Origin of the sequence: Nakamurella leprariae, assembly GCF_016918035.1 — a bacterium.
In the GTDB taxonomy this organism is placed as follows: domain Bacteria; phylum Actinomycetota; class Actinomycetes; order Mycobacteriales; family Nakamurellaceae; genus Nakamurella; species Nakamurella leprariae.
Genome location: NZ_JAERWK010000010.1, coordinates 230,771 through 246,612 on the forward strand (window position 1 = coordinate 230,771; position 15,842 = coordinate 246,612).

11 protein-coding genes and 1 pseudogene are annotated in these 15,842 nt (G+C 71.2%); 6 read left to right on the top strand and 6 right to left on the bottom strand.

Going from position 1 to position 15,842, the window contains the following annotated elements:
• Positions 1–103: 103 nt before the first annotated feature.
• The 6 genes and pseudogenes from JL106_RS08690 to obgE form a co-directional block, all read right to left on the bottom strand.
• A complete protein-coding gene (locus JL106_RS08690; protein WP_205260299.1) occupies positions 104–769 on the bottom strand; it encodes a histidine phosphatase family protein in 666 nt (221 codons plus the stop codon).
• Positions 766–1,221, bottom strand: a complete 456-nt coding sequence (rsfS, locus tag JL106_RS08695) for a ribosome silencing factor (RefSeq protein ID WP_205260300.1) — start codon at positions 1,219–1,221, stop codon at positions 766–768. The genes JL106_RS08690 and rsfS overlap by 4 nt, the downstream gene beginning before the upstream one ends.
• Positions 1,222–1,349: 128 nt before the next feature.
• Positions 1,350–1,979, bottom strand: a pseudogene (gene nadD, locus JL106_RS08700) (nicotinate-nucleotide adenylyltransferase); the annotation flags it as partial.
• Positions 1,980–1,999: 20 nt separating this feature from the next.
• Positions 2,000–3,376, bottom strand: coding sequence for a glutamate-5-semialdehyde dehydrogenase (locus JL106_RS08705; RefSeq protein ID WP_205260301.1), 1,377 nt, complete (start codon positions 3,374–3,376; stop codon positions 2,000–2,002).
• Complete coding sequence (gene proB / locus JL106_RS08710) at positions 3,373–4,674, bottom strand: glutamate 5-kinase (RefSeq protein WP_407940131.1); 1,302 nt, start codon at positions 4,672–4,674, stop codon at positions 3,373–3,375. The genes JL106_RS08705 and proB overlap by 4 nt, the downstream gene beginning before the upstream one ends.
• Before the next feature lie 95 nt (positions 4,675–4,769).
• Positions 4,770–6,281, bottom strand: coding sequence for a GTPase ObgE (obgE, locus tag JL106_RS08715; protein WP_205260302.1), 1,512 nt, complete (start codon positions 6,279–6,281; stop codon positions 4,770–4,772).
• A gap of 560 nt (positions 6,282–6,841) precedes the next feature.
• Here obgE and JL106_RS08720 point away from each other — a divergent pair.
• The 6 genes from JL106_RS08720 to JL106_RS08745 all read left to right on the top strand — a co-directional run bounded on the left by JL106_RS08720 (position 6,842) and on the right by JL106_RS08745 (position 15,818).
• On the top strand, positions 6,842–7,726 hold the full coding sequence (locus JL106_RS08720) for an ABC transporter ATP-binding protein (RefSeq protein WP_205260303.1): 885 nt from the start codon (positions 6,842–6,844) through the stop codon (positions 7,724–7,726).
• Entirely contained in the window at positions 7,723–8,718 is a 996-nt protein-coding gene (locus JL106_RS08725; protein WP_205260304.1) for an ABC transporter ATP-binding protein, read from the top strand. The genes JL106_RS08720 and JL106_RS08725 overlap by 4 nt, the downstream gene beginning before the upstream one ends.
• A 158-nt stretch (positions 8,719–8,876) precedes the next feature.
• Positions 8,877–11,084: an ABC transporter permease subunit gene (locus JL106_RS08730; RefSeq protein WP_205260305.1), complete on the top strand. Its 2,208-nt coding sequence runs from the start codon at positions 8,877–8,879 to the stop codon at positions 11,082–11,084.
• A gap of 104 nt (positions 11,085–11,188) precedes the next feature.
• The gene (locus tag JL106_RS08735; RefSeq protein WP_205260306.1) at positions 11,189–12,496 is read left to right on the top strand and encodes an NtaA/DmoA family FMN-dependent monooxygenase; all 1,308 of its coding nucleotides are present in this window, start codon (positions 11,189–11,191) and stop codon (positions 12,494–12,496) included.
• 66 nt (positions 12,497–12,562) lie between these two features.
• The gene (locus tag JL106_RS08740) at positions 12,563–13,843 is read left to right on the top strand and encodes an NtaA/DmoA family FMN-dependent monooxygenase (protein WP_205260307.1); all 1,281 of its coding nucleotides are present in this window, start codon (positions 12,563–12,565) and stop codon (positions 13,841–13,843) included.
• Positions 13,844–14,108: 265 nt separating this feature from the next.
• Entirely contained in the window at positions 14,109–15,818 is a 1,710-nt protein-coding gene (locus JL106_RS08745) for an ABC transporter substrate-binding protein (RefSeq protein ID WP_205260308.1), read from the top strand.
• Positions 15,819–15,842: the final 24 nt, after the last annotated feature.

The window sequence follows — 15,842 nt, forward strand, 5'->3', positions numbered from 1 at the left end:
CGGTCGGCACGGGCACCCGGCCCGGGCTCGGACCGGGCGCCGCCGCCGCCGCGATCGTGTCATGCCCTGGGCCACGGCCGCCGCCCCGGAGCGGCCGGCACGGTCAGACGCCGGCGACCTCGTCCTCACCGCTGGGCAGCACGACGCCGCCGAGCCCGGCGTTGTAGGCGTGCAGCCGCCACGGCGCCCCGGGCACCGGGCCGTCCACCCGGTGCAGCCCCACCCAGTGGCAGTTGCCCACGCCGATCAGCGTCGACCAGGCCTCCTCCGGCAGCTGCAGCAGCTCGCCGGTCAACCCGACGATGAGTCCGCCGTGCGCGACCAGCAGCGCCCGCCGGGCCGTGGTGCCGGCGTCGAGCTCGTCGACCACGGCCCGCGCGCGCTGCGCGACCTGCCACCGCGATTCGCCGCCGGGCGGGGCGAGCCGGCTGCTGCTGGTCCGCCAGGCCGCCCACTCGCCGGGCCACCCGGCCTCGACGTCGGCGCGGGTGAGCCCCTCCCAGTCCCCCAGCGAGGTCTCCCGCAGCCGGGCGTCCGTGGCCAGCGGCAAGCGGCACCGGGCCGCCACCACCTCGGCGGTCTCCCGGGCGCGGGACAGGTCGGAGGAGACGATCAGCTCGGGTTGCAACGCCGCGACCGACGGTGCCGCCTCGGCCGCCTGGCGACGACCCAGCTCGTTGAGCGGGACGTCCCGGTGACCCTGCATGCGGCGCGCGCGGTTCCAGTCCGTCTCGCCGTGCCGGAGCACGATGAGGTGCTCCAGCGTCATCGGACGGTGTCGGCCTCGTCGGTGCTCGGGGTCGGCTCCAGATCGCCCGTCGCAGCCGCGGCCGGCGATCCATCCGCATCGTCACCCGGTGAGGCTGCATCGACGAAGGGGATGATCGGGCAGTCCCGCCACAACCGGTCCAGCGCGTAGAAGACGCGCTCCTCGGCGTGCTGCACGTGCACGACGACGTCGAGGAAGTCGAGCAGCACCCACCGGCCGTCCCGCTCCCCCTCGCGACGGACCGGCTTGACCCCCTCGAGCCGGAGCCGTTCCTCGACGGCGTCGACGATGGCCCCGACCTGCCGCTCGTTGGCGCCGGTGACGATCACGAAGCAGTCGGTGATCGCGAGGCGGTCCGACACGTCGACGATGAGGATGTCGCTGGCGAGCTTGTCGGACGCCGCCTGGGCGGCGATGCGGGCCAGGTCCAGGGCGTGGTCGGTGGCGGTCACAGATCTCCTCGGTGCGCGGACGGGGTCCGGTGGGGCGGGACGGGGCCGCCGCCGGGCGGCGCGTCGTGGTCGCCGGCCGGCGGCTGCAGGCGGCGGTTGGTGGTCCGGTCGGCCAGTGCCGTCCCGGGCTGGTAGAGCCGGTGCTTGGCGATGTACTGCACCACCCCGTCCGGGACCAGGTACCAGACCGGTTGGCCGGACTCCACCCGCCGACGGCAGTCGGTCGACGAGATCGCCATGGCCGGCACCTCGACCAGCGTGGCCGCGCCCCGGGGCAGCGCACTGTCGCTGAGCTGGAAGCCGGGCCGGGTCACGCCGATGAAGTGCGCCATGGCGAAGACCTGGTCGACGTCCTTCCAGCTGGCGATGGCCTCCAGGGCGTCGGCACCGGTGATGAAGAACCACTGCGCGTCCGGCTCGGCGCCCCGCAGGTCGGTGAGCGTGTCCTTGGTGTACGTCGGCCCTGGGCGGTCGATGTCGACACGGGAGACGGTGAACCGCGGGTTCGCCGCGGTCGCGATGACCGACATCAGGTAGCGGTGCTCGGCCTTGCTGACCCCGCTCTTCTGGTACGGGTGACCGGTCGGGACGAAGATCACCTCGTCCAGTTCGAACCGGTCGGCGACCTCGGACGCGGCGACCAGATGGCCGTGGTGGATGGGGTCGAACGTCCCGCCCATGACGCCGATCCGGCGCCCGCCGCGGCGGTGCGCTCCGGCGGTCCCGGTCACGTGGCCGTCGCCGTCCGCCCCGGTCATCGGGGCGGTCACGGGGCCGCTCACGAGGCCGACCGGGTCTGGCCGGTGCCGGTCACCACGTACTTGGTGCTGGTCAGCTCGGGCAGCCCCATCGGCCCCCGGGCGTGCAGCTTCTGGGTGGAGATGCCGATCTCGGCGCCGAACCCGAACTCGCCGCCGTCGGTGAACGCGGTGGAGGCGTTCACCATCACCGCGGCCGCGTCGACGCCGGCGGTGAACCGCTGCGCCGCGGCCAGCGACCCGGTGACGATGGCCTCGGTGTGACCGGTGCCGTGCGCGGTGATGTGCTCGACGGCCGCGTCCAGGTCGTCCACCACCGCGGCCGCGATGTCCAGCGACAGGTACTCGGTGTCGAAGTCCTCGGCGGTCGCCGGGACGACGGCCGGGACGAGGGAGGCGTCGTCGCCGGCGGCTCCGATGACCCCGGCGATCTCGAGCACCGCCGGGTCGGCGTGCACCGTCACCCCGACGGCCTGCAGCGCCCGCACCGCCGACGGCACGAACGACGCCGCGATGTCCCGGTGCACCAGGAGGGTCTCGGCCGCGTTGCACACAGACGGACGGCGGGCCTTGGAGTTGACCAGGATGTCGAGCGCCATCTCCAGGTCCGCGGACTCGTCCACGTAGACGTGGCAGTTGCCCACCCCGGTCTCCAGCACCGGCACGGTGGAGTGGTTGACCACGGTCTGGATGAGCCCGGCGCCGCCACGCGGAATGATCACGTCGACCAGACCGCGGGCGGTCATCAGGTGGGTGACCGACGCCCGGTCCGTGCCCGGCACCAGCTGCACCGAGTCGGCCGGGAGCCCGGCCGACTCGGCCGCCGCCTGCAGGATGTCCACGAGCACCCGGTTCGACCGGAAGGCCGACCCGGACCCGCGCAGCAGTGCGGCGTTCCCGGACTTCAGCGCAATGCCCGCCGCGTCCACGGTGACGTTCGGCCGGGCCTCGTAGATCATGGCCACGACACCGAGCGGCACCCGCACCTGGGTCAGCTGCAACCCGTTGGGCAGCACCGACCCGCGCACCACCTGACCGATGGGATCCGGCAGTCCGATGAGGGTCTGGAGTCCGCCGGCCATCGCCTCGATCCGCGACGGGGTGAGCCGGAGCCGATCGACCAGGGCCGGGCCGGTGCCGGCCGCCTCGGCGGCGGCGACGTCCTGGGCGTTGGCCGCCAGCACGTCAGCCTGCTGGGCACGCAGCGCTGCGGCCATGGCGAGCAGCGCGGCGTTGCGGACCGCACCGGACACCTGGGCCAGCGCCCGGGCCGCGACCCTGGCCCGCTCCGCCGTGGCCAGGACGGCCTCCCGCGAGGCTGGACCCGCTCCGTCCACGGTCGGCACTGCCGGGGCCGGCGCGGGCGCAGCGGCGGTGGTCTCGGTGCTGGCGGTCATCGCGGACTCCCTGGGTGTTCGTCGTCCGGGGCTCCGGTGCCACGGTCGGTGTCGGGATCGATGTGCTCGTCGGAGGGCTCGGCGCGGCGGTCGTCGGCCCGGTCGGGACCGGGACGGCCGCCCGGCGCGGCGCTGCTCCCGGTCAACCGGACCAGGTCGTCGGCGTGCACCACGGGGTGGCGCAGCTCCTCGGCCACGTCGGCCAGCGACCGGCCCCGGATCCCCGCGACCTCGCCGGCGTCGTGCCCGGCGAACCCCCGCGCCACCACGACACCGTCCGGACCGATCAGCTCGATGACGTCTCCGGCCCCGAAATCGCCGTGCACGGCGATGATCCCGGCGGGCAGCAGCGACTTGCGCCGTTCCAGCACCGCACGCACCGCACCGGCGTCCAGGGTCACCGATCCGGTGGCGTCGGCCGCGTGCCGCAACCAGAACAGCCGCGCGGAGGTGCGCCGCGCCGCGGGGGCGAACACCGTTCCGACCGCGCGGACCGTGGCCCCGGCCGTCGCGGGTGCGTCGGTGCGCAGGGCCTGGGCCGCGTCGGCGGCCGCGGCCAGCAGCACCGGGATCCCGGCTCCGGTGGCGGTGAGCGCCGACGTGAGCTTGGACGCCATCCCACCGGTGCCGACATCGCTGCCGCTGTCGGCGATCCCGATGCCCACCAGTGCCCGGGCATCCGGCACGAACGGGATGCGGGCGGACTCCGGCAGCCGGGGGTCGCCGGTGTACAGGGCGTCGACGTCGGACAGCAGCACCAGCGCCTCCGCCCCGACCAGGTGGGCGACGAGGGCGGCCAGTCGGTCGTTGTCGCCGAACCGGATCTCGGCGGTGGCGACCGTGTCGTTCTCGTTCACCACCGGCACCACCCGGTCGAACGACAACAGCCGGGCGAAGGTGTTCTGCGCGTTGCGGTAGTGCGCCCGACGCACCACGTCGTCACTGGTCAGCAGCACCTGGCCGACCAGCACCCGGTGCCGGGCGAAGGACCCGGCGTACCGGGCCGCGAGCTGCTGCTGCCCCACCGACGCGGCCGCCTGCTGGGTGGCCAGGTCCCGGGGGCGGCGCCGCAGGTTGAGCGGGGCCAGGCCGGCCGCGATCGCACCGGAGGACACCAGCACCACGTTCGAGCCGGTGTCCACCCGGTCGGCGATGGCGTCGACGAGGGCGTCCAGCCGGGCCGGGTCCAGGCCGCCGTGCGACGTGGTGAGCGAGGACGACCCGACCTTGACCACGATGGTCCGGGCCTGGGCGATGCGGTGCCGCACCGACGCCTCGGTGTCGGGATCGCCGGTCACCCGGTCGGCCTCGGTGGAGTCGGCGGCGGCAGCGGCAGCGGCAGCGACGTCGGTGGCCGGCACCGCCGGCCCGGTCGACCGCAGCGACGCCGAGGTCACGACGTCGCGTCCCGATCCGAGCGGGCTTCGTCGGCGGCGGGATCCAGCCGGTCGGCCAGCAGGTCGTCGAACTCGTGCCCCTCGACCGGCAGCCCACGCCGGAGCCGGTGCAGCGCCTTGCGTTCCGCGGCGCCGATGCGGGTGTTGGGCTCCAGCCGGACGTCGCTGCCCCGGCCGCCCAGCGGCTGGTTGGCCGCGATGGCCGACACGGGTTCCCAGTCGAAGGTGACGTCGCCGATGGTGACCGGCGCCCCGGGCCGGGCACCGGCCGCGGCCAGGGCGTCCTCGACGCCGAGCCGGGCCAGACGATCGGCCAGGTAGCCGACGGCCTCGTCGTTGTTGAAGTCGGTCTGCCGCACCCACCGCTCCGGCCGGACGCCGGAGACCACGAAGGCGCCGTCCTCCTCGGGATCGGCGGTGACGCGGAAGTGTTCCTCGTTGAACGCCTTCGGCCGCAGCACGACCCGCGCGGGCGGGGCGGCGGGACGGTTGCGCCGGTCGGCGGCGACCGTCTCGGCCAGGGCGTACCGCAGCTCGGACAGCCCCTCGTGGGTGGCCGTGGAGACCAGGAACACCCGATGACCGGTGGCCTCCAGGTCCGCCCGCACGAACTCGGCCAGCTCGCGGGCCTCCGGCACGTCGACCTTGTTCAGCACGACCAGCCGGGGCCGGTCGGTCAGGTCGGTGGACAGCGACGGAGTGTACTGAGCGAGTTCGGCCTCCAACGCCTCGATGTCGCTGGCCGGGTCGCGGCCCGACTCGAACGTCGCGCAGTCGACCACGTGGACGAGCACCGCACAGCGTTCGATGTGCCGCAGGAACTCCAGGCCCAGCCCGCGGCCCTGGCTGGCCCCGGGGATGAGACCGGGCACGTCCGCGATGGTGAAGACCTCGCTGCCCGCCGACACCACACCCAGGTTCGGTTCCAGCGTGGTGAACGGGTAATCGGCGATCTTGGGACGCGCGGCCGACAGCACCGAGACCAGTGACGACTTGCCGGCGCTGGGGAAGCCGACCAGACCGACGTCGGCCACCGACTTGAGCTCGAGCACGACCTCGGCCGCCTCGCCGGGCTCGCCGAGCAACGCGAAGCCGGGCGCCTTGCGGGTGCTGGAGGCCAGCGCCGCGTTGCCCAGGCCACCACGGCCGCCACGGGCGGCGACGTACGTCGTCCCGGCGCCGGTGAGGTCCGCCAGCATCTCGCCGTCCAGCCCGAGCACCACGGTGCCGTCCGGGACGGCCAGCTCCAGATCGGTGCCGTTGGCCCCGTCCCGGTGGTCGCCGGCCCCGGGACGGCCGTTGCCGCCGCGAGCGTGCGGCCGGAAGTGGAAGTCGAGCAACGTGTGCACGTTGGGGTCGACGACCAGCGTCACGTTGCCGCCGTTGCCGCCGTTGCCGCCGTCCGGCCCACCCAACGGCTTGAACTTCTCCCGGTGCACCGACGAGCAGCCGTGCCCGCCGTCACCGGCCTGCAGGTGCAGGACCGCGCGGTCGACGAACCGAGCCATGCCTCTCTCCTCCCGGCGGTGCCGGATCCGCTCCGGCCGGTTGCGTGTGGTGCAGCGCCCGGCCGGCCGACCGGGTCGCTGCCCGGTCCACCGACCGCGACAACGCACAGGGGCGGGGCCCGGCGGCCGGGGGCGCCCCGCGCGGGGGGGTGGGGGGGGGCGGGGGCGGGGGGGGGCGCCGGGGCGACCCCGCGCCCCCCCCCCGGGGGGGGGGGGGCGGGGGGCGCCCCCCGCCACCCGGGAGCGGATGAAGCCGGGCCTGTAGGTGGACCTGGCCACCTCCTCGGAGCGGGCCGGCTTCGACTTCCTGTTCATCGAGGACACGGCGATGATCGAGGGCACCTACCGGCGGTCAGCGCCGCGGCAACCGCACCGCCGCTACGGCGTAACGCCACCGCAACACCGTCCCGACCAGCGAGAACGAGCCCCGAACGGGGCGTTCCGCCGCTCGACCTGCTGGTTCCCCGGAGTCCGGTCCCTCAGCCGCGACCGGCAACGGCGTAACTGGATGCTTACCGACCGGACCCGAACCCGTTTCCAAGGGTGGATTGGATAGCAGCATGGAAGCAACGCTGACCCGATCGGCCGCCGACCTCGACCTCGACCCGGCGGCCCAGAACGCCGTCGTGACCGTCCGCGACCTGCGGGTCAAGGCGGCCAACAGTCGTGGCACCAACGAGCTGCTGCACGGCGTGTCCGTGGCCGTGGCTCCCGGCACCATGCACGGCCTGGTCGGTGAGACCGGCTCCGGCAAGTCGATCACCGCGGCCGCGATCATGGGCCTGCTGCCCAAGGGGGTGACCGTCACCTCCGGCTCGATCAAGCTGGGCGACCGGGAACTGGTCGGTCTGGGCCACAACGAACTGCACGAACTGCGCGGGCCGGCCTTCGGCATGATCTTCCAGAACCCGCGCACGGCTCTGCATCCCATGTACTCGGTGGGCAAGCAGATGGGCCGGGTGCTGGCCGAGCACATGGAGCTGGGCCGCAAGGAGCGCACCGAGCGGGTGCTGCACTACCTGCGGCTGGTCGGCATCCCGGACGCCACCCGCATCGCCCACGCCTTCCCGCACGAGCTGTCCGGCGGTCTGGCCCAGCGCGTGGTCATCGCCACCTCGCTGCTGTGCGACCCCACCTTCCTGATCGCCGACGAACCGACCACCGGCCTGGACGCCACCGTGCAGCGGCAGATCCTGGAGCTGCTGGCCCGGCTGCAGGAGGACCTCAAGCTCTCGGTCCTGATGATCACGCACGACCTGTCGATCGTGGCGCAGTACTGCGCGACGGTCAGTGTGATGTACCAGGGCAACGTCGTCGAGGACGGCACGGTCCGCCAGGTGCTGCGCAGCCCGTCGGCGCCGTACTCCCGCAACCTGCTCAAGGCGTCCCGGCTGGAGTTCGTCACCCAGCGCGAGCGCTCCGGCCTGACGGCGATGTCGGCATGACGCTCATCGACCAGCGGGGTCCGGCGACACCGGAGTCCCGCGACGTGGTGGTGCTGCGCAACCTGCGCAAGACCTTCCGCGGCCGGGGTGGGTCCGCCGACGTGGTGGCCATCGACAACACCTCGATGCGGATCGAGCGCGGCTCGACCCTGGGCATCGTGGGGGAGTCGGGCTCGGGCAAGTCGACGCTGGCCCGCACCCTGCTCGGGCTGATCGCCGCCGATTCGGGCGAGGCCAACGTGCTGGGCGTCAACACCGTCGGCGCGACCGAGCGCAGCCTGCGACCACTGCGGCGCAGGGCCGGCATCGTCTTCCAGGAGCCCTACGAGGCGCTCGACCCGCGGATGAAGGTCGGCGACCTCATCGGCGAGCCGCTCAAGCTGCACCGCGGTCTGCGCGGGACGGCGCTGCGGGAGCGGGTGACGGAGCTGATGCAGCTGGTCGTCCTGGACCCGGCCCTGGCCGAGCGGTATCCGCACCAGATGTCCGGCGGTCAGCAGCAGCGCACCAACATCGCCCGGGCGCTGGCCACCGAGCCGGAGCTGCTGGTGCTGGACGAACCGACCTCGGCACTGGACGTCTCGGTCCGCTCCGAGATCCTGAGTCTGCTGGTGTCGCTGCAGAACCGGCTCGACATGACCTACGTCCTGGTCTCCCACGACCTGCCGACCATCCGCGCCGTGTGCTCGCACCTGGCCGTGATGTACCTCGGCCGGGTCGTCGAGCAGGGCACCGTCGAGCAGGTGCTGGGCTCGCCGTCCCACCCGTACACCCGCTTCCTGCTCGGATCGGCGCTCTCGCTCGATCCGGACGAGAAGACCGCCCCGCCCGCGGTGAACTCCGTCGGCCTCGACGGCAAGGTCGACCGGCGGGGGTGCTGCTTCGCCCCGCGCTGCGTGTACCGCGTCGACGAGTGCACGACCAGCATCCCGAAGCTGATGCACCGGAACACTCCGTCCGAGGCCGCCTGTCACCGCGCCGGCACCGTCTGAGCCAGGCACCCGCAGCAGTTCCGCTCGCCGAGAACCGTCGTGCACCGGGGCACGACGGCAGCGTGGTGTGCCGCCCAGCGCGGCCTCGACACGCATGTCCGTCCGAACGACCGGTCCGGTCCGCCCCGCCGGGGCCGGTGAAGGGAACACCCACCACGATGGTCACCACACTGCCCGAGCAGGCGCCCCCACCCAGCGGACCGACGCCGCCCGGATCGACGACCGTCGTCCCCGACGGCAAGCCGGCCAAGCAGTCCGTCATCCTGCCGATGATTCTGCGGCGGCTGCTGGTGATGATCCCCACCCTGCTCGGCGTCGTGACCATCACCTTCATCCTGACCCGGGCGCTGGGCGGCAACCCGGCCAAGCAGATCGCCGGCCAGGCCGCCGACCCGGCCACCATCGCCGCCATCGAGGCCGAGTACGGCTTCGACAAGCCGTTGATCGTGCAGTACTGGAACTACATCACCGGCCTGTTCCGCGGTGACCTCGGCACCTCGACGGTGACCAACGAGCCGGTGCTCGACGATCTGGTCGCCCGGTTCCCCGCCACCCTCGAGATGATCATCCTGGCCATCGCGGTCGCGCTGGTCATCGGCATCCCGCTGGGTGCCTGGGCGGCCCGGACCAAGCGCAAGGCCATCGGCGGCGCGATCAGCGCGGTCACCTTCTTCACCCTGGCGGTGCCGGACTTCTGGCTCGCCCTCATGGCCATCTATGTGTTCTTCTTCGTGCTCGGCTGGCTGCCCGCACCCACCGGCCAGGTGAGCCTGAGTGCGACCGGACCGGAGAACATCACCGGTGCCGCGCTGGTCGACTCGGTCATCACCGGTGACTGGGTCGCCTTCAGCGACGCGTTCCTGCACGCCGTGCTGCCCATCGGGGTGCTCGGCATCCTGCTGTCGGCGCCGATCGCCCGGCTCATGCGCGGCGCCATGATGGTCGCCCTGGAGTCGGACTTCATCCGGTTCGGCACCTCGATCGGCCTGAGCCGACTGATGCTGTGGCGCTACGCGGTCCGCGGGTCCATCCCGACGGTCATCACCTTCACCGGAACGTTGTTCGTGCTGCTCTGCGGCGGCGCGATCCTCATCGAGACCGTGTTCAGCTGGGGCGGTGTCGGCCAGTACGCGGCCCAGGCCATCCAGCGCAACGACTACGACGCCACCGCCGGCTTCGTGCTGGTCTCCGGGATCATCGCGATGGTCGGCTTCCTGGTCATCGACCTGATCCAGATGAAGGTCGACCCCCGCATCCGGGTCACCGGGCGCACCCGCCCGCTGCGCACCCTGTTCACCTGGCGCGCCGCCCGCTCCGAGGCTGAGCTGCCGGTGGCCGTGCCGGTCTCGATCGACCGCCCCGGTGAGCCGATCACTGCGGGTCCGGTCGACGAGGCGGCGCTGGACGAGGAGGAGCGGGTCGATCCGGAGCCGGTCCGGCCCAAGCGGTCCATGGCCGATCGGTTCGCCCCGGTGACCGAGCTCGGCTCGGTGCTGTGGGAGATCGTCCGGGACCTGCGCCCGCAGCGCATCCCCGGCGCCATCTGGCGGACCATCCGCAGTGGCAACGTCCCGCTGCTGGCCGGCGGCGCGATCATCGCGCTGATGGTGCTGGCCGCCTTCATCGTGCCGACGTTCTGGAAGTTCGACGTGCTGGCGCCGGACGTGCTCAACCCGCTGGCCGAGCCGAGCGCCGAGCATCCGTTCGGCACCGACAACTCCGGCTTCGACGTCTTCATCCGGGTCATCTACGCGGCGCGCACCGACCTGTGGATCGCCTTCGCCGGCGTGGCCATCTCCGCGGTGCTGGGCATCTTCCTCGGCATGCTGGTCGGCTATTCGCGCAAGCGCTGGGTGGACGACGTGGCGATGCGCATCGTCGACATGATCCAGGTCTTCCCGGTCCTCATCGTGGCCGTGGCCATGGTCGCCTTCTCCGGCAACAGCCTGACCAACGTCATCTGGGCGCTGGTGTTCATCAACGCGCCGATCTTCATGCGGCTGGCCCGCGGTGAGGTGCTCACCGTCCGTGAGCACCGCTACATCGAGGCCGCCGGGGCGATGGGCAACAGCCGCATCCGCACCCTGGTCAAGCACGTGCTGCCCAACATCATGAGCCAGGGCATCGTGCAGATGGGCATCCAGCTCGGCTACGCCATCCTGACCGTCGCCGGCCTGGCCTTCCTGGGCGTCGGCGTGCAGGCACCCACCGCGGAATGGGGTTCGATGATCCTGTCCGGCAAGGACAACATCGTCACCGGGCAGTGGTGGACCGTCACCTTCCCGGGCCTGGCCATCCTCGTCGCCGTCGCAGGGTTCAACCTGCTCGCCGACGGTGTGGCCAAGGCCCGCGACATCTACCGCTGACCCCTCGGACGGTCCGGCCGGTGCCTGCGGGTGTCGGCCGGACCGCGTCCCCGTTGTGTCCTCCTTTCGTCATCCGCCGGCCCGATCCGGCGAGAGAGGTTCTCATGAGCGACGCGCGTTTCCATCTGGCCTGGTTCCTCAACTTCAGTTCCCCGGCCTGGAACGGCACCTTCACCGGTTCGGACGGAGCGACCTGGACCGACGGCCGCGTGCACGTGGAGATGGCGCGCTCGCTGGAGCGGGGCGGCTTCGACTACCTGATGCTCGAGGACTCCTCGATGGTCTCCGACGGCTACGAGGGAAGTTCCCGGGTCGATCTGAAGTACGGACTGTACGCACCGAAGCACGACCCGATGCCGCTGATCCCGCTCATGGCGGACGCGACCCGGCACATCGGCATCGTCGGCACGGCCTCCACCACGTTCTACCCGCCGTACCTGCTGGCCCGGCGGATGAGCACGCTCGACCACCTCACCGGAGGCCGGGTCGGCTGGAACATCGTCACCTCCAGCGAGGACCGCGCCGCCCAGAACTTCGGGATGGACACGCTGTTCGAGCACGACCACCGGTACGACCGGGCGGACGAGTACGTCGACCTGGTCACCCGGCTCTGGGAATCGTGGGAGCCGGACGCGGTGGTCAAGGACGCGGCCACCGGCACCTTCGTGGATCACACCAAGGTCCACACGGTGGACTTCGACGGCAAGTTCTTCGCCAGTCGCGGCCCGCTGAACACGATGCCGCCCATCCAGGGGCGCCCGGTCATCTGTCAGGCCGGCGGCTCGCCGCGGGGCCGTCAGTTCGCTGCGACGCACGCCGACACGCTGTTGGCCTCCGCGTACGGCGTGGAGAAGATGAAGGCCTACCGCGATGACATCCGCGCTCGGCGCGCGGACCTCGGTGGCGACCCGGACTCGGTCAAGGTCATGTTCATCGTGTCCCCGGTGCTGGGCGAGACGATGCAGGAGGCTCAGGAGAAGGCGGATGCGATGGCTGCTGACTCGGCGGACAAGGTCGAGGCGGCGCTGGGGCACCTGTCCGCCCTCACCGAGAACGACTTCTCCACGTTCGATCTGGACGCGCCGGTGCCCACGGTGACCACCAACGGGCACCGGTCCACGTTGGCCGACTTCCTCAGCCTGGGGGAGGGGAACACCCGCACGCTCCGCGAGATCGCCAACGCCTGGACGATCAACTCGCTGCCGCTGGTGGGGACCCCTGATCACGTGGCCGGCCTGATGGGCGAGGCCATGCAGGAGGTGGGCGGCGACGGCTTCCTGATCACCGGCAAGCCGAACCGGCGCTACATCAGCGAGATCGCCGACGGCCTGTGCCCCGAACTGCGTCGTCGCGGACTGATCCGCGACGGCTACGAGCACCGCACCTTCCGCGAGAACCTCATGGCCTTCTGACCGATCACCCACCGATCACCGACCGCTCCGGCAGTTGTCCGGCCGGGAAACGGAGCCTTCCACACCATGTTTCACCTGGGTGCCTTCACCTCGTTCAAGCCGGTCAACTGGGCCGGGCCGTGGAGCGGTGATTCGGCCGACACATGGGCCGACGGGTCGTTCTGGATCGACATGCTGGTCGCCCTGGAGCGGGCCAAGTTCGACTACGTGATGTTCGAGGATTCCTCCATGGTGTCCGACGCCTACGGCGGCACCATGGAGAACGATCTGAAGTACGCGCTGTACGCGCCGAAGCACGACCCGATGATGCTGATGCCGCTGCTGGCCAAGTACACCGACCACATCGGCCTGATCGCCACCGGGTCGACCACGTTGTCGCCGCCCTGGATGCTGGCCCGCACGCTGGTCACCCTGGACCACATCAGCCACGGGCGCAGTGGATGGAACGTGGTGACCTCCAGCGAGGACCGGGCGGCGCAGAACTACGGACTGCCGACGTTGCCCGAGCACGACGACCGGTACGACCGCGCCGAGGAATTCGTCGAGCTGGTCACCGCGCTGATGGCGTCGTGGGATCCGGACGCCCTGGTCATGGACCGTGACACCAACACCTACGTGGACGCCGCCAAGGTGCACACGATCGATTTCCAGGGCCGCTACCACAGCAGCCGGGGCCCGCTGAACACGCTGGCACCGCCGAACGGCAAGCCGATCTACTGCCAGGCCGGCAGTTCGCCGCGCGGCCGGGACTTCGCCGCCAAGCACGCCGACACCATCCTGGTGTCCATCCACGGCGTCGAGCAGATGGCCGCCTACCGCGTGGACATGCACCGGCGGATGGAGGCGATCGGCCGCGACCCGTCGACCTGCAAGCTGCTGTTCGTGGTCATGCCGGTGCTCGGCGACACCGAGCGGGCCGCGACCGCCAAGCGGACCCGGTCCACCCGGAACATCGACGCGGCGCTGGGCAGTCTGTCCGCCATCACCGAGATCGATTTCTCCGCCTTCGATCTGGATCAGCCGTTGCCGGCGGTCACCACCAACGGTCACGCCGGATACCTGGCCGAGTTCGCCCGAGTGGGTGCCGCCCAGTCCACGTTGCGTGAGCTGGTGAACAACTGGTCGATCAGTTGCCTGGACCTGGTCGGGACGCCGGAGACGGTGGCCGAGCAGATGGCCGAGACGATGGAGATCGTGGGTGGTGACGGATTCCTCATTGCCGGGGTCAGCAGCCGCCGGTATCTGACCGAGGTGGTCGACGGCCTGGCGCCCGCACTGCAGGCGATCGGCGCCACGCGGTCGGAGTACTCGTCCACCACGCTGCGTGGCAACCTCATGGAGTTCTGACGCGACAACGCGTCTCGCCGGACCCGCCTGATCGACGGCGCAACCGTCCGGTAACGAGGACGAATCCTGCGACATCATCGACGTTGTCAGACTGCTCGTCGTAGCCCCCGCATCACCCGACGGTTCCCCTGGTCCCGTCGTGATCCCCCTCCAGCACGCGGCACCACCCCGTGGAGTTCCGTTGGACCACCCGGAGCCCGGTGTCACGGCCACCGTGCGCACCCCGCACGGCTCGAGAAAGAGCGCGCGAACTCACATGGCAGAGATGAAGGACGACCTGACGTCGCTGGCCAACGCGGCGTCGACCGCCCTGACGGTCAAGGCGCTGAACCGGCGCTCGCTGTTCCGCATCGGCGGATCCGCGCTGGCACTCGGTGGTGCCAGCGCCTTCCTGGCCGCCTGCGGCGGCAATCCTGCCGGCAACCGGGGTGGGACGTCCAGCGGGGGCAGCGCCGCCGCGTCCGGCGGTGCCGCCGGGGGGACCGACACGCTCACCGTCTCCACCTCGCTCGGCGGCACCGTCTTCGACCCCGAGCTCCCGGCCGGCAACTTCCAGTTCCCGATGCTGTACGACTCGCTGTTCGACACCGACACCCCGCCGGACTCGGCCGAGGCGCAGGCGTTGCTGGCCGACTTCGAGCCGCAGCCGGCGCTGGCCACGAAGTGGGAGTCGAACGAGGACAACTCGGTCTGGACGATCACGCTGAACACCGAGGCGACCAGCCCCTACGGCAACAAGCTCACCTCGGCCGACATCCTGTGGACCTTCGAGCGCCACCTGGCCATGAAGTGGTACGGCGGGATCTTCCTGAACCGGGTCGGTGTCACCGACATCAGCCAGATCGAGGCGCCCACCCCGGACACGTTCGTGATGAACCTGGCCGGCCCGGTGGGCCGCACCTATTTCCTGCTGGTCATGGGCTGCTTCATCGTCCCGATCTTCGACTCGGTCGAGGGTCAGCAGCACGTCACCGCCGAGGATCCGTGGGCCTCGGACTGGATCAGCAAGAACGCCTGCGGGTTCGGCCCCTACACGCTCAAGTCGTCGTCCCCGGACGGTGCGCTGAACGTGTTCGAGGCGAACCCGAACTACTACGGCGAGACGCCGATCCAGACGGTCACCTTCCGTCAGACCACGGAGACCAGCACCCAGCTGCAGCTGCTGCTGCGCGGGGAGGCCCAGCTGATCGACTCGCTGTCGCCGATCCAGGTGGCCGAGGTCGAGAACAGCGACTCCGCCAAGATCACCCGGGTAGCCAACACCGGCTACACGTTCATCGGGTTCAACAACAGCCAGGACAACTACAAGGAGGTCGCGCTGCATCAGGGCATGGCCTACGCGCTGCCGTTCGGGGACATCGTGGACAGCGTCTACAAGGGCCTGGCCACGCCCATGCAGAGCGTGCTGCCCGACTTCTTCCAGGGTGCCACCAACGAGTTCTGGACCTACGAGCAGGATCTCGATCGGGCGCGCGAGCTGCTGGCGCCGTTCGCCGACGCCGGTCTGGTGCTGCAGTACAAGGCCGGCGACACGGTCATCCAGACCCTGGCCGTGCTCATCCAGAGTTCGCTGCAGGCGGTCGGCCTGCCGATCGAGCTGAACGCGATGGATCCCGCTTCCTTCCAGCAGCAGCTGACCGGGGCCACGCTGTCGATGTGGATCGACAACCAGTCGACGCCGCTAGTGCCGGACTCGCTGTACGGCCTGCAGCTGCTGTTCCCCAGCGAGCCGACGCAGGTGCTCATCCACTACTCGAACCCGATCGTGGACGAGGCCGTGGGCGCCCTGGCCAGCTCGTTCGACCCGCAGGAGCAGGTCGAGCTGATCCGCACCGCTCAGGAGCAGATCATGAAGGACCTGGCTGTGCTGCCGCTGGCCCAGACCGGTGGGCTGGTGCCGACCGCGAACAACGTCACCAACATCAAGGGCCACGGCGCCAACCTGGCCTGGGCCAAGGGTCTGCAGTACAGCTGACCGACTCGTCCGCGACCGTCCCGC